Origin of the sequence: Butyrivibrio sp. XPD2006 (genome assembly GCF_000420865.1) — a bacterium.
GTDB lineage: Bacteria > Bacillota > Clostridia > Lachnospirales > Lachnospiraceae > Butyrivibrio.
Genome location: NZ_ATVT01000016.1, coordinates 13,063 through 27,692, shown reverse-complemented (window position 1 = coordinate 27,692; position 14,630 = coordinate 13,063). Strand labels below are relative to the sequence as shown.

General features: G+C 46.7%; 12 protein-coding genes. All 12 read left to right on the top strand.

The window, feature by feature from the left end; genetic code table 11:
• The first annotated feature begins 2 nt into the window (after positions 1–2).
• The 12 genes from G590_RS0115330 (at position 3) to G590_RS0115275 (ending at position 14,586) form a co-directional block, all read left to right on the top strand.
• Positions 3–2,063, top strand: a complete 2,061-nt coding sequence (locus tag G590_RS0115330; RefSeq protein ID WP_022766540.1) for a glycosyltransferase family 2 protein — start codon at positions 3–5, stop codon at positions 2,061–2,063.
• A 517-nt stretch (positions 2,064–2,580) separates the two neighbouring features.
• Positions 2,581–3,360 (top strand): EFR1 family ferrodoxin, encoded by a 780-nt coding sequence (locus G590_RS0115325; RefSeq protein ID WP_022766539.1) that lies wholly within the window; start codon positions 2,581–2,583, stop codon positions 3,358–3,360.
• 80 nt (positions 3,361–3,440) lie between these two features.
• A complete protein-coding gene (locus tag G590_RS0115320; protein WP_242829789.1) occupies positions 3,441–4,112 on the top strand; it encodes a DUF3990 domain-containing protein in 672 nt (223 codons plus the stop codon).
• The gene (locus G590_RS0115315) at positions 4,090–4,728 is read left to right on the top strand and encodes a helix-turn-helix domain-containing protein (RefSeq protein ID WP_022766537.1); all 639 of its coding nucleotides are present in this window, start codon (positions 4,090–4,092) and stop codon (positions 4,726–4,728) included. Before G590_RS0115320 ends, G590_RS0115315 begins: the two co-directional genes overlap by 23 nt.
• A 44-nt stretch (positions 4,729–4,772) precedes the next feature.
• A complete protein-coding gene (locus G590_RS0115310) occupies positions 4,773–6,509 on the top strand; it encodes a phospho-sugar mutase (protein WP_022766536.1) in 1,737 nt (578 codons plus the stop codon).
• Between the two features lie 157 nt (positions 6,510–6,666).
• Entirely contained in the window at positions 6,667–8,127 is a 1,461-nt protein-coding gene (locus G590_RS20860; RefSeq protein WP_022766535.1) for a glycosyltransferase family 2 protein, read from the top strand.
• A 2-nt stretch (positions 8,128–8,129) separates the two neighbouring features.
• Positions 8,130–9,095, top strand: a complete 966-nt coding sequence (locus G590_RS0115300; RefSeq protein ID WP_022766534.1) for a glycosyltransferase family 2 protein — start codon at positions 8,130–8,132, stop codon at positions 9,093–9,095.
• 49 nt (positions 9,096–9,144) lie between these two features.
• Positions 9,145–10,551, top strand: a complete 1,407-nt coding sequence (locus G590_RS0115295; protein WP_022766533.1) for an undecaprenyl-phosphate glucose phosphotransferase — start codon at positions 9,145–9,147, stop codon at positions 10,549–10,551.
• A gap of 124 nt (positions 10,552–10,675) precedes the next feature.
• Entirely contained in the window at positions 10,676–12,046 is a 1,371-nt protein-coding gene (locus G590_RS0115290) for an LCP family protein (protein WP_026494202.1), read from the top strand.
• An 87-nt stretch (positions 12,047–12,133) separates the two neighbouring features.
• The gene (locus tag G590_RS0115285) at positions 12,134–13,066 is read left to right on the top strand and encodes a glycosyltransferase family 2 protein (RefSeq protein ID WP_026494201.1); all 933 of its coding nucleotides are present in this window, start codon (positions 12,134–12,136) and stop codon (positions 13,064–13,066) included.
• 131 nt (positions 13,067–13,197) lie between these two features.
• On the top strand, positions 13,198–13,800 hold the full coding sequence (locus tag G590_RS0115280) for a GTP pyrophosphokinase (RefSeq protein WP_442852347.1): 603 nt from the start codon (positions 13,198–13,200) through the stop codon (positions 13,798–13,800).
• 291 nt (positions 13,801–14,091) lie between these two features.
• Complete coding sequence (locus G590_RS0115275) at positions 14,092–14,586, top strand: hypothetical protein (RefSeq protein WP_022766530.1); 495 nt, start codon at positions 14,092–14,094, stop codon at positions 14,584–14,586.
• Positions 14,587–14,630: the final 44 nt, after the last annotated feature.

The window sequence follows — 14,630 nt, the reverse complement described above, 5'->3', positions numbered from 1 at the left end:
TAATGACAGACAACAATTTTGATTATAAAGCTGCATATGAGAAGGAGAAGCTGAAGACCGCAGACCTGGCGGGCCGTATAGCGGAGCTTGAAGATAAGAACCAGGAGCTGGAGTTTAAGCTGAACAGGATCAAGAACAACCCTATCTGGAAGGCCTCTACACCGGCGCGAAATGCAATGCACTGGGTTATCAGGCAGAGGGACCGCGTGAGGAACCAGGGATCTCTGCGAGGAGTCATTGCCAAGATCAAGTACAAGCAGATCGAAAAGAAGGCGATGACCCATTACGGTACAGAGAGCTTCCCATCTGAGGAGACGAGAAAAGAGCAGGAGAGCGCTGTATTTGAAAAAATGCCGCTCATATCGATCCTTGTTCCGCTTTATAACACTCCTGAGAAGTTTTTGCGCGACATGATAGAGTCTGTGCTGGCACAGACCTACGGCAACTGGCAGCTGTGCCTTGCTGACGGGTCCGACGCTGAGCACATCGGGACTGTCGAAGCAATTGTAAAAGAGTATCAGGCCGGTCCTAAAGCTCTTTTACCGGGCGGCGGCAGCCGGATCAAATATCAGAAGCTTGAGAAAAATGAAGGTATCTCCGGCAACACAAACCATTGTCTGGAGCTGGCTGAGGGTGAGTACATAGGTCTTTTCGACCATGATGATATTCTTCATCCCGAGGTTCTGTACTGGTATGTGAAGGCTATCAACGAGGAGAATGCGGACTACATCTACTGTGATGAGACCACCTTCAAGGGTGATGACATCAACAAGATGATCACCATGCACTTCAAGCCGGATTATGCGATCGATAACTTAAGAGCTAATAATTATATATGCCATTTCAGTGTGTTCAAGAGAACGCTTCTTGATGGCACGGAGCTTTTCAGACCTAAGTTTGACGGAAGCCAGGACCACGACATGATCCTGAGACTGACTGACAGGGCGGAGCATATCGTGCATGTGCCCAAGCTCCTCTACTACTGGAGAAGCCATGCGGGATCTGTTGCTTCTGATATCAATGCCAAGCCTTATGCTATCGATGCAGCCAAGGGCGCTGTGGCTGACCACCTGCGCAGACATGGTTATGATCACTTCAAGATCACCAGCACAAGAGCGTTTGAGACTATCTTCAAGATCACCTATGAGGTTCAGGGAACACCCAAGATTTCAATCGTGATCCCGAACTGCGAGCACAAGGAAGACCTTAAGAGGTGCATTGATTCAATATACGAGAAGTCGGTTTACGACAACTACGAGATCATCGTTGTGGAGAATAACTCCAAGGGCAGCGAGATCCGCGGATATTATGAGGAACTGAAAAACGGTGGACTTAAGGACATCGTCAAGGTCGTTGACTACACAGCCTACAAGGCGATGGCAGGCGGCGACAACAAGGACAGCGGATTTAACTATTCAGCGGTTGTAAACTACGGTGTCAAGAATTCTACCGGTGATTACATAGTTCTTTTAAACAATGATACACAGGTTATTACTGTCAACTGGATGGAGGAGCTTCTGATGTACGCCCAGCGCGCAGACGTCGGTGCTGTCGGAGCCAAGCTCTACTTCCCGGATCGCAAGATACAGCACGCCGGCGTTGTCCTTAAACTCGGAGCGCACAGGACTGCCGGACATTCGCACTACGGACAGGCCGGAATGAACCTCGGTTACATGGGACGCCTTTGCTACGCTCAGGATGTCAGCGCCGTAACCGGAGCATGTCTCATGGTCAGCCGCAAGAAGTACGACGAGGTCGGAGGCTTTGACGAAGGCTTTGCAGTCAGCCTCAACGACGTGGACTTTTGCTTAAAGCTCCGCCAGGCCGGATACCTCAACGTGTTCACACCATTCGCAGAGCTCTACCACTATGAGTCTCTCTCCCGCGGCCTTGACCTTGAAGGCAAGAATGCGGCCCGCTACGAAGGCGAATCCGAGCACTTCCGCACCAAGTGGAAAGAGGTTCTCGACAAGGGCGATCCATACTACAATCCTAACTTCTCACTCGATCGCAGCGACTTCTCGCTGAATGTGGAAGGGTATTCAAGTCTTAGAACACAATAAAATGGTCCCTGGGGACGGAGTCAAGGGGTCAAAGAGGAAAACAAAATCCTCTTTGACTCCTTTTGTATTCTATTTATAAAATCCTTCTTATGTATTTACTTGGACCTACATAATAGTCGTAATCAGATTTGCCGTGCGGACAGTAAATTACACGTTGAGTTACGGGACCTCCTACTGTCCTAAGTAGATTTTTGCAAACAGACAGTAGTGAAATGGAAAGTGTTAGGAAGAATGCTACTGTCTGCAAGCAAAAGTCGTCTGTGGACAGTATAAATTACGAGATAATTAAAGCGATAGCAATAACTAACAATGGAAGGTCGCCGAAATCTTACTGTCTGAAAAGCAAAATGAATCACAGACAGTAGCCTTGCGCGAATATGGCACAAAAGCCATACTGTCCGTAAACAAAAAGTTACAAAGGACAGTAAATCTACAGAAAACAAACGACATTAGGATATACTTCCTGCACTCGAACTCGTAGTATAATAAGATAAAGTAATCTATTGGAGGGTTTCTTATGGCAGAGAATGTAATCTTTTATTTTTCAGGCACCGGCAACTGCCTGGATATCGCAAGGAATATAGCAAAGGGGATCGGCGGTGCTGACCTTGTCAGGATCAAGAAGGGCATGGCAGTCACTGATGTTTCGGACGCCAGGAAGGTGGGATTTGTGTTTCCGTGCTACGGTGGCGGAGCGCCGGCGGATGTACTTAAATATGCAAAAGAGATCAAGGTAAGCCCGAGTGCATATACATTTGGTGTGACTTCATGCGCGGCCTACAAGGGCACAGGACTTGCAAGACTTAACAAGATTATTCCGCTCAGTTACTGGGGCGTGATCACACACCATTGCAGCTGCATCTGGCTTTTCCCTCATTACCTGATGATGCCGCGCCTTTCGGTCGGAGAGGCCGAAGCCAGAAGTAAGAAGCTCGCTGCCGCCATGGCAAAAGACATTATGGCAGGCAAGGTACGCAAAAAGCCGGGCCTTAATATCCTGAACGCCATTGAGAATGCCGGCTTCTCAGGAATGCTCAAAAAGAAGGCAAGTCAGTTTGAAGTTAACGATAACTGCATCGCCTGCGGACAGTGCGCTAGCATCTGCCCGAGAGAAAACATCAGGATCGTCAACAACAAAGCCAGCATCGGCACAGACTGTGCACAGTGCCTCGGCTGCCTTCAGTTCTGCCCGAGAAACGCCATCTCCATCGGCGATGTTTCCAAAAAGCGTGAGCACTACCACAATCCGCATGTAAAAGCAGCAGAGCTTTCAAAGGATGAGGAGCATATAGGATAAGTATTATTGAAAAAGTATCGCTACAGAGATATAATAAAAGTATCTCTACAGCGATACTTTTTGTTTTGGAGGCTATACAATTGTTGATTTATCACGGCTCAGAGAACATTATATATACTCCGATTTATGGTCATGGAACATCTGCCAATGATTACGGTAAGGGCTTTTATTGTACCGAAGATTCGGAATTGTCCAAGGAATGGGCATGCAAGAGAAACAAGAATGGCTTCTCTAATTGCTATGAGCTTGATACCAAAGGGCTTAAGATATGTGATCTTTGTAGCGGGGATTACAACATACTCAACTGGATGGCATTACTTACCAAGTACAGAGGCTACTGGCAGAGAAAGAGTATAGCTGAGGATGCCAAGGATTTTTTGCAGGACAGGTATCTTATTGATGTTTCAGAATTTGACATTATAAAGGGGTACAGAGCAGATGATTCCTATTTTTCTTTTGCCCAGGACTTCATAACGGGAACTATATCAGTACAGAAATTGTCGGAAGCAATGAGGCTTGGAGGACTCAGTGAGCAGATTGTATTAAAGAGTAAAAGAGCGTTTGATCAACTGACATTCAGGTCATATGAAGAGGCAGAAGCCGCTTTGTACTTCAATAAAAAAGAGGCAAGAGACATAAAAGCCAGAAGGGAGTATCAGGAACTTCGGCCTTCTGTGAACCGGCTTGATGAGATTTACATTTTGGATATCATGAGAGGAAATGTAAGTGATGAGGAATTACGCGTATTCTGAACTGTATCTGCCACTGGCGCAGAGAGTAATGGGCGATATGTATGACTACGCTGTTAATACGCTTGGAATGAAGCTTCAGGAATTTCACAGGCTGTTCATGATCAGCGGAATGGCCGGTCAGTTTGAAATTGGTAATTCTACTTATGTTGCAGGCAAGAACGGCTGTGAGGTTGCCAGGGAAGTTATTGAGACCTGCACGGATCTGCACATAGATAAGCCCGATGAGATGCATGTGGACAAATCTCCGGAATACTGGACAGGCTGGTCACTGGCATATTATCAGTGGATATCGAATGTCAGATATGAAGAGATAAACAGGTGCGTTCCAATTGATACGATACGTGGAATGTATCCCACTCTCCATGAGGCTGATATTACAGTATTTGTGGACATGATGGACGATAGTCTCAGGGAGCACAGAGAGATGTCGAGATTAAAAAGACTTCGTGCTTATGCCGGATTGTCGCAACGGGCTCTTTCTGAAGAATCGGGGGTTCCGCTCAGGCAGATTCAGTTATTTGAGCAGGGACAAAGAGATATCAACAAAACACAGGGGCAGACTCTGCTTCAACTGTCAAGAACATTAGGGTGCAGCATGGAAGATTTGATGGTATAATTATTTAGTGCAATTACAGCATGTTTATTTAAGGAGGAAGGGTAATGAGTGAAGCTACAAAGCAGCTTGAATATTGGCTGAATGATGAGTATTTTGATCAGGCAACAAAAGACGAACTTCTTGCTATCCGCAACGATGAGGCAGAAGTTGAAGACAGGTTCTACAGAGAGCTTGAGTTTGGTACCGGCGGACTCCGCGGGGTAATCGGAGCAGGCACCAACAGAATGAACAAGTACACAGTTAGAAAGGCTACTCAGGGTCTTGCTAATTATATTAAAAAGAATGGCGGACCGGACGCTGCGAAAAAGGGCGTTGCGATCTCCTATGACTGCAGAAGATTTTCACCTGAATTTGCTGATGAGACAGCTCTTTGTCTTGCTGCAAACGGCATCAAGGCTTATGTCAGTGATATCTTAAGACCTACACCTGAGCTTTCATTTGCGCTCAGAGAGTTTGGATGCATCGCAGGCGTAATGGTAACTGCATCTCACAATCCGCCTGAATATAACGGCTACAAGGTATACTGGGAGGACGGCGCACAGGTTACACCGCCTCACGATACTGGAATCATCGATGAAGTTGTAGCAATTACCGATTATCATGATGTTAAGACAATGTCCAAGGAGGATGCGATCGCTCAGGGACTCTATGTTTCTTTTGGCGAAGAGCTTGATGACAAGTACATGGTTGAGCTCAAGAAGCAGATCATCCACCAGGACGTTATTGACGAGATGGCTGACAAGTTCACCATCGTATACACACCTTTCCACGGCACAGGTAATCTCCCTGTAAGACGTGTTCTTAAGGAGCTTGGATTCAAGAACGTATTCGTTGTTCCGGAGCAGGAGCTTCCTGATCCCGACTTCACAACTCTTGACTATCCTAACCCTGAGGATCCCAAGGCTTTCGAGCTTGCACTTAAGCTTGCCAAGGAGAAGGATGCCGACATCGTTCTTGCAACAGATCCCGATGCCGACAGACTTGGAATCTATGCCAAAGACCTTAAGACCGGCGAGTACGTTGCTTTCACAGGTAACATGTCAGGAATGCTCATCGGTGACTATATCTTGAGAGAGCGTCAGGCTACAGGTACAATGCCTGCTAACCCTGCTTTCGTAACAACTATCGTAACAACCAACATGGCCAAGGCAGTTGCAGAAGCTTATGGACTTAAGTACATCGAGGTTCTCACAGGCTTTAAGTACATCGGCGAGCAGATCAAGCTCTTCGAGGAGAATGGCCAGAGCAACAATTATGTATTCGGACTTGAGGAATCCTACGGATGTCTTGCAGGAACACACGCAAGAGACAAGGATGCTGTTGTAGCTGTTATGATGCTTTGCGAGCTTGCTGCTTTCTACAAAAAACAGGGCAAGAGCGTTTGGGATGCAATGATCGACATGTATGATAAGTACGGCTATTACAAGGAAGGCCAGTACGCAATCACCATGAAGGGCAAGGAAGGCGCTGAGCAGATTGCTGCTCTTATGGACAAGCTCCGTAACGATCCTCCCAAGAAGTTCGGCCAGTGGACAGTTGAAGAGTTCCGTGATTACAAGACTCACAAGACCATCGACATGGCAACAGGCAAAGAGGGTGACACAGGACTTCCTACATCCAACGTTCTCTATTTTGCGCTGGACAACGATGCATGGTGCTGCGCAAGACCTTCAGGAACAGAGCCCAAGATCAAGTTCTACATGGGCGTTAAGGGCAAGAACCTTGAGGATGCTGCCAAGCTCCAGGACGAACTTACAGAAGCAGTTAAGAGCTTCATCTAACTACTGAGTGGAAAGCAAAATGGTCCCTGGGGACGGAGTCAAGGGGTCATTTTCAGACAAATTATCATAAAGCCGGAATGTTTACAGAAAATGACCCCTTGACTCCGTCCCCAGGGACCATTTCGCTATACAAAAAATACAAGGAAGTAATAACTACATGTCAATTAAAAATGCGGTCTCCAAGACAATTGCATACGCTAAGCGCAATGGTGTCAGGGCCGCATTTTTTGCTGCCATGGAAAGAGTGGGCGACAACCGCCGGGACAATTATAAATTTGTTCCCTTATCGGACGCAGTCATCGCTGAGCAAAAGAAGGAGTACAAGCTCCTGGCAGAGGCCGGAAACCTCGTGCAGTTCAGCATTGTGGTGCCTCTCTACAACACGCCTGAGAAGTACCTTCGCGAGATGATAGAGTCCGTTGTTGCCCAGACCTACGGCAACTGGGAGCTGATACTTGCTGATGCCTCGGGGACACCTCTTGACGTGGCAAAAGAGTTCGCGGCAGAGGATCCGCGTATCCGCTATTATCACCTTGATTCCAACGATGGAATTTCAGAGAACACCAACCGCGGCCTTGAGAAGGCCAAGGGGGATTATGTAGGTCTTTTGGATCATGACGATCTGCTGACTCCGGATGCACTCTACGAGATGGACAGAGTCATCAGAAAGAGCATGAAGACCAACAAGCTTGCCAGATATTCCGCGTGTCCGCTTCGCCTTATCTATTCCGATGAGGACAAGTTCGATGATGCATCGGGCAGGTACTACGAACACCATGAGAAGCCCTCTTTTAACATGGACTATCTCATGTCCAACAATTACATCTGCCACTTCACGGTCATGAGGGCGGATGTCATAAAGAGACTCAAACTCAGAAAAGAGTACGACGGAGCCCAGGACTATGACCTGTTCCTGAGAGCCTGTGCGGAAGCTGCACTCAATATGCCGCAGGCTTCAAGTCAGATTGCGCATATCAGCAAGGTGCTGTATCACTGGAGATGCCACGACGCATCGACGGCTGCCAATCCTGCCAGCAAGAACTATGCGTATGATGCAGGAAGACGCGCTCTGCAGGACCTCGCGGATTCCTACGATATAAAGGCCACAGCGGTCCAGCTTAAGCACGTTGGCTTTTACAGACTGGACTACGACCGGGATTTCTTTTACGAGAGAGAGGACGTGGGCTGCGTTGGCGGCAAGATACTAAATAAAAGAGACAGAATATGCGGCGGTATGTATCGCAAGGACGGAACTCTTGCCTATGCAGGACTTCCGGAAGGGTATTCCGGCGGACTTCAGCACAGAGCGGTGCTTCAGCAGGATGCTTACGCCGTGGACATCAGATGCATTGCGGTTCGGGATGAGCTTGTTCCCATCTATGAAGAGATTACGGGAACCAAGTATTACAACAGCTTTGACGGCTCGAGGAAGTACGTGGTGACCACCTTTGAAGAGACTGAGCAGGCCATCATAGATGCGCTGGAAGGCGGTCTTACAGATAACTTTGCAGGACGCTCCGTGGAAGAGATAGCGTCTTTGAGCATCCGTTTTGCGGAGGAAGTCAGAAAGCGCGGCTACCGTATTATGTGGGATCCGCAGGTAACTAAGAGGATATGAGTATGGGCTTATTGACAGTTATCATACCCAATTACAATGGGAAAAAATATCTCGGCGACTGCCTTAGAAGTCTGGAGAAGCAGACGTTTATAGCCTTTGACACGATCATTGTGGACAACGGCTCCACCGACGGCAGTCAGGATTACATAAAGACAAAGTGGCCAAGTGTAGAGCTCATCGAGCTTGATGAGAACACCGGCTTTGCAAACGCTGTAAACGTGGGCATCAAGGCAGCGGATTCTGAGTATGTCTTTTTGCTCAACAATGACACAATGTGCGACGAGTATGCACTGGAGCGGCTTATCAAAGTCATGGACGGCAAGAAAAAGCTCTTTTCCGCCCAGGCCAAGATGCTCCAAATGAAGGAACCCCACAATATCGACGACTGTGGCGATCTGTACTGCGCCCTTGGATGGGCCTTCACTCCCGGCAAAGATGCGGACAACAAGCACTTCAGCCGCAGGGAATCCATAACCAGCGCCTGTGCTGGAGCTGCTATTTACAGAAAAGAGTATTTTGACAAGGTTGGATACTTTGATGAGGAGCATTTCTGCTACCTCGAGGACGTGGACATCGGCTATAGGGCGCGTCTTAAGGGCTTCGCCAACGTTATGGAACCGACGGCCATCGTTTATCACGTGGGCAGCGCATCCAGCGGCTCAAGGTACAACGCCTTCAAGGTTGAGCTGACAGCAGCCAACAATCTGTTCCTTATTTATAAGAACATGCCTGCTTTTCAGATATTCATCAATTTCCTGCCGATATGTATTGGAATTGCCATCAAGCACGCTTTTTATGTGAGACAAGGTCTGGGGAAAGCTCATATCAAGGGGCTCTTTGGGGGCTTCAAGAAGATTGCGAAATTTGCAAATCACCGTGTGATCTTCGGGAGAAAAGAGCTTGTGAATGCATTCAGGCTTCAGATCGAGCTATGGGTAAATATAGGTCGCAGAATTATGAATGTGTGATATAATATCCTAAAATATCCCTTACTGTGGGAAGGTATGGAAAAGTATTGTGATCAAGGACAATCAGGCACATTTAAATAGGGCGCATGTGATTGTGGACGGGCTTTTGGTGGCCGGTTCATACATGCTTTCCTACTATATAAAATTTGAATCAGTATTCGCAGATAAAAGGCCCGGTGGAAGACTTTCCATGGAGACCTATTTTTCTGCGCTTTATTTTTTGGTTCCCGCGTATATTTTCTTATATTATATGGTCCAGCTCTACACCTCCAGAAGGGCGCTTCGCCTGTGGGAGGAATTTGTAGACATTGTCCAGGCCAACATCATGGGTATCATCGGCTTTACAGTAGTACTGTATTTGCTCAAGCAAGGTGATTTCTCGCGTTGGATGATGGCAATATTCTTTGGACTCAATATTACTCTGACGACAATAGCCCACTGGATAGTGCGCAAGTTTTTGGAGTATATCCGCAAAAAGGGATACAACATCAAGCATATTCTGCTGGTGGGATATTCCAGGGCTGCGGAGGCTTACATCAGCAGAATACTGGAGAATCCTCAATGGGGATATGATGTTGTCGGCGTTCTGGATGATTTTGTTCCGATTGATACCAATTACCACGGTGTAAGAGTTGTTGGCAAGATCGATCAGCTGGGTGAGCTTCTTGAGAAAAACAGTTTCGATGAGATCACAATTACGCTTCCGCTGGATGACTACGATCGTCTTGAGGTGCTGGTAGCTGATTGTGAGAAATCCGGCGTCCATACCAAGTTTATTCCGGATTACACATCTCTTTTCCCGAGCAATCCGTATACTGAGGAAGTTCAGGGACTTCCGGTCATCAATATCAGATATGTTCCTCTCAGCGATACCTTCAACAGGTTTGCCAAGAGAGTTGTGGACATCGTGGGATCTCTTTTCGCGATCATCATCTTCTCACCTATTATGCTGGTTGCGGCTATTGCGGTTAAGGTAACGAGCCCCGGACCTGTCATTTACAAGCAGGAGAGGATAGGCAGAAACGGTGTTCCTTTCATGATGTACAAGTTCAGGACCATGAAGGTTCAGACAGAAGCTGAGGAAAAGAAAGGCTGGACCACCAAGGGTGATCCCAGGATCACCAGAGTCGGCGGTTTCCTCCGCAAGACGAGTATCGATGAGATGCCTCAGTTCTTCAACATCTTCATCGGCCAGATGAGTCTTGTTGGCCCCAGGCCCGAGAGACCTCAGTTCGTCGAGAAGTTCAAGGAGCAGATTCCGCGCTACATGGTCAAGCATCAGGTTCGTCCCGGTCTTACCGGCTGGGCCCAGATCAACGGCTACCGCGGAGACACTTCTATCCGTAAGAGGATCGACTACGATATCTACTATATTGAAAACTGGAGCATGGCCTTCGACTTCAAGATCATGCTCGGCACCATAAGACATGGCTTTATCAACAAAAATGCGTACTGAGGTACGCATTTTTTATTGGGGTTGTAAAAGGGGCTCATTTGTGGCAGAATATATTGGTGCTAATCTACCGTATTGGCATTATCAAGAAATTTTGAATTATTTTGTTGGGACGAGGAGACGTGTTATGTCAAACAGAGACGACGAATATTACGAGAGAGACGGCCACAGGTCATCTCGCAGAAGCGATGACAGATATGACGATCGCTACGATGACAGATATGATGACCGTTACGACGATTACGATGATTATGACGATTACGATGACAGAGCTCCCAGGAAGGGTTCATCATCAAGATCATCCGCAGGATCTTCAAGAGATCCACGCAGAACTTCAGGATCAAGGAAATCTTCCGGAAGTTCATCAAGACCTTCATCATCAAGGAGAGCATCTTCCGGAAACGGCAGCTCCAGGAAAGGCGGCAGCGGAAAGGGCGGAAACGGTAAAAAGAAAGACAACAAGAAGGCAATAATCCTTCTGGTAGCAGAAATGCTTCTTGCTTGCGTTCTTGTATATGTTGCCTACACTCTTTTCTTCAAGGTGGACGTAACCAAGGTTGGTAAGGTTAACCTCAATGAGGAAGCAATCACACAGAGTATCAGTGAGACCGTTGTTAACGATGAGAATATGAAGGGCTACACCAATATCGCACTGTTCGGTGTTGATGCCCGTGACGAGCAGCTCACCAAGAATACAAGATCAGACTCCATCATCATTGCATCAATCAACAATGATACAGGAGAGGTTAAGCTCTGCTCAGTTTACCGTGATACTTACCTTAACCTGAGTAACGATACTTACACCAAGTGTAACGCTGCTTATGCTCAGGGTGGTCCGGAGCAGGCTATCTCAATGCTTAACATGAACCTGGATATGGATATTTCCGATTTCATCACTATCGGATTCAGAGGACTTACAGACGTTGTAGATGCTCTTGGCGGTGTAGAGATTGAAGTTACAGATGCTGAGATTTCTCACCTTAACAACTACCAGGCTACAATGGCTACTGAGTTGAAGCTCCAGTATACACCTGTAACAAGCGCAGGACGCCAGACTCTTAACGGACTTCAGGCAACTGCTTACTGCCGTATCAGATACACAGCCGGCGACGACTTCAAGCGTGCCGAGAGACAGAGAACAGTTCTTATGGCTTGTCTTGAGAAGGCTCAGGGAATGAGCTACTCACAGCTTGAGACAGTTGCTAACAACGCATTCAAAGAGACTTATACATCTCTTGATATTTCAGAGATCCTGGATATGCTCAAGGGCATTACCAAGTACAAGGTTGTTGATAACAACGGATTCCCATACGAGGAGATGCGTACAACCGGAACTATGGGTAAGGCCGGAAGCTGCGTACTTCCTGTAGACCTTCAGAGCAACGTTAAGTGGCTCCACAAGTTCCTGTTCGACGATGAGGCATATGAGCCATCATCAGATGTTCAGAAGTACAGTGAGAAGATCAAGGGCGATGTAAGCAAATACATCGGCGGCTGATCATAAGCTTTACAGAAAGATTAAAGGGGCTGGGTTCTGATGGAGCCCGGCCCTTAATTGTTCTATACATATCTTAAGGGGAAAAGAATGAGTACCGTAGATGTAATTATTCCCACCTACAAACCGGATATAGCTCTTTTACGGCTGATCGATGATCTGGAGAGGCAGTCTGTTCGCCCATCCAAGGTCATTATCATGAATACCGAAGAGAAATACTGGGATGATCTCCTTTCAAAATCAAAGGAAAATCCACAGGAAAAATATGATAACATAGTAGTGGAACATGTGACTAAGGCAGAGTTTGATCACGGCGAGACCAGAAATCGGGGCGTTTCTCATTCCGATGCGGATTTCTTCCTGATGATGACTCAGGATGCATTTCCAAGGGACAAGGTTCTGATATCAAGCCTGTTAAAGGTCTTTGATGACAGCGATGTGGCAGCGGCTTACGCAAGACAGTATCCGAAGAGTGATTGTAACCTTGCAGAGCGCTACTCCCGCAAGTTCAACTATCCTACAGAACCGATGAAGAAGACACAGGCGGATATCCCGCGCCTTGGCATTAAGACCTACTTTTGCTCCAATGTCTGCGCTATGTACAGACGCAGCATGTTTGATGAACTTGGCGGTTTTATCCACAAGGCAATCTTCAACGAGGATATGGTATATGCAGGAACCGCATGTAAGAAGGGCTATGCCATCTGCTATGTTCCCGAGGCGGGAGTTATCCACTCCCACAACTACACCTGCGCTCAGCAGTTCCACAGGAACTTTGACATCGGGGTTTCGCAGACGGAGCACCCTGAGATCTTCGCAGCAGTGAGCTCTGAAACTGAGGGCAAAAAGATGGTTTCGCAGACCATAGGGCATTTCAAACAGATGGGTAAGGCATATCTTATCCCGCACTATATCGTAATGTGCGGATGCAGATGGCTAGGTTACAAGCTTGGCAGAAATTACAGGAAGCTGCCAAAAGCTCTTTTGCCGAAGCTGTCCCTTAATAAGGAATACTGGCTGTGAGGACTTAATGAGGTCCTTCCGAATTTAGTCCGAACGTGTTACACGTAGTGTAACTTCCTTGTGATCAGATTTAAAGAGGTATCTAAATGGAATTAGATCTATCAGGATATGACATCAAAATATCAGATGACATGAATACATGGGAGGAAGTCAACCTCCTCTACAACGCTGCACTCAAGCAGATACAGACCAAGATTGAGATCCTCAACGATGAGTTTCAGGAGGTCCACAGATACAACCCCATCGAGCATGTCAAATACAGAGTAAAAGGGCCTGAGAGCATTGTCAAAAAGCTCAAGAGAAACGGCTATGAGTCCACTATCGAGAACATGGTGCGCTACGTCAATGATATAGCCGGAATCCGTATCATATGCTCTTTTACATCAGATATATACAGAATCGCCGAGATGATCAGCGGACAGAAGGATATTCAGGTCCTGACCATCAAGGATTACATTATGAATCCCAAGCCGAGCGGATACAGGAGCTATCATATGATAGTTTCTCTTCCTGTGTATCTCTCCGACAAGATCGTCAATGTTAAGGTGGAGATTCAGATCAGGACTGTTGCCATGGATTTCTGGGCATCGCTTGAGCACAAGATTCAGTACAAATTCGAGGGAAAAGCGCCGGCTCATATCAATTCCGAGCTTCACGAGTGCGCCACCATGGTGGCTAACCTTGACGCAAGAATGCTCTCTCTGAATGAGGAGATCCTTGCAATAGAGAAGTAATGCACATTTTGGGGCGTAAAAACCCCCATTAATGAGGAGTGGGTAGACACATCGCTGCGCCTACCCTATTATGAAAAAATCTATCTTTCGTTTTTACAAGATGTCTTGCTCTTGACTGTAGTATAAATATACAAGACAATTATGAACAAATTATGAACTAGCCATGAACAAATGGTAAAAGTAGCTAATAAAATTCAGTCAATCATTATTTTCTTGTATATATTGCATAATAAATGTTAAGCTTATGTGGATAAAACATCAGTGGATCTAACATCAAAGGAGTAAGCGGAAATGTTGGGAGGAAAAATCGTGGATAACTTTATGGACAAGCTTGCAGAGAAGATCGGTGCACAGGAGATCATAAAAGCCAATGCACAGGCTGAGGCTATGGAAGCCGAGCGCACCAAGCAGGAGGCAGAGCAGTTCAAACTCCAGCTCGAAGAACTCCGTCAGAATGAGAAGGAGCACAGAGCAGCCATAGAGGATGCAAGAGCTTCTATTCAGGAAACCGGCAAAACAGTAGCTGCTCTTACAGACAGACTCGAGCAGAGTGAGACCCAGGTGCACGATGTAGGTGTACAGGTATATAGAAACGTCCAGGCCGTAGTTGAAAAGAGCCAGGACAAGAACTTAGAGGAGTTCAAGGATGTTAAGCACAAGGTAGAGGCTGTTCAGGTTGCCGTGGAAGGCAAGAACAACGCAGTCCTTCCTCTTGTGATAATCACACTTTTAGTGGCAGGCACAGACCTGGTTATCAATATTCTTAGAATTTTAGGTGTTTTATAAATGAGTTTCAGCAATACAGTTTTTCGCCGAAAGATCAAGGTATG

What these genes read in the sequence shown, in the direction of transcription:
- G590_RS0115290 (WP_026494202.1), top strand. Translation starts at nt 10,676, where the DNA reads ATGTCAAACAGAGACGACGAATATTACGAGAGAGACGGCCACAGGTCA.
- G590_RS20860 (WP_022766535.1), top strand. Translation starts at nt 6,667, where the DNA reads ATGTCAATTAAAAATGCGGTCTCCAAGACAATTGCATACGCTAAGCGC.
- G590_RS0115275 (WP_022766530.1), top strand. Translation starts at nt 14,092, where the DNA reads ATGTTGGGAGGAAAAATCGTGGATAACTTTATGGACAAGCTTGCAGAG.
- G590_RS0115285 (WP_026494201.1), top strand. Translation starts at nt 12,134, where the DNA reads ATGAGTACCGTAGATGTAATTATTCCCACCTACAAACCGGATATAGCT.
- G590_RS0115315 (WP_022766537.1), top strand. Translation starts at nt 4,090, where the DNA reads ATGAGGAATTACGCGTATTCTGAACTGTATCTGCCACTGGCGCAGAGA.
- G590_RS0115330 (WP_022766540.1), top strand. Translation starts at nt 3, where the DNA reads ATGACAGACAACAATTTTGATTATAAAGCTGCATATGAGAAGGAGAAG.
- G590_RS0115300 (WP_022766534.1), top strand. Translation starts at nt 8,130, where the DNA reads ATGGGCTTATTGACAGTTATCATACCCAATTACAATGGGAAAAAATAT.
- G590_RS0115325 (WP_022766539.1), top strand. Translation starts at nt 2,581, where the DNA reads ATGGCAGAGAATGTAATCTTTTATTTTTCAGGCACCGGCAACTGCCTG.
- G590_RS0115280 (WP_442852347.1), top strand. Translation starts at nt 13,198, where the DNA reads ATGAATACATGGGAGGAAGTCAACCTCCTCTACAACGCTGCACTCAAG.
- G590_RS0115310 (WP_022766536.1), top strand. Translation starts at nt 4,773, where the DNA reads ATGAGTGAAGCTACAAAGCAGCTTGAATATTGGCTGAATGATGAGTAT.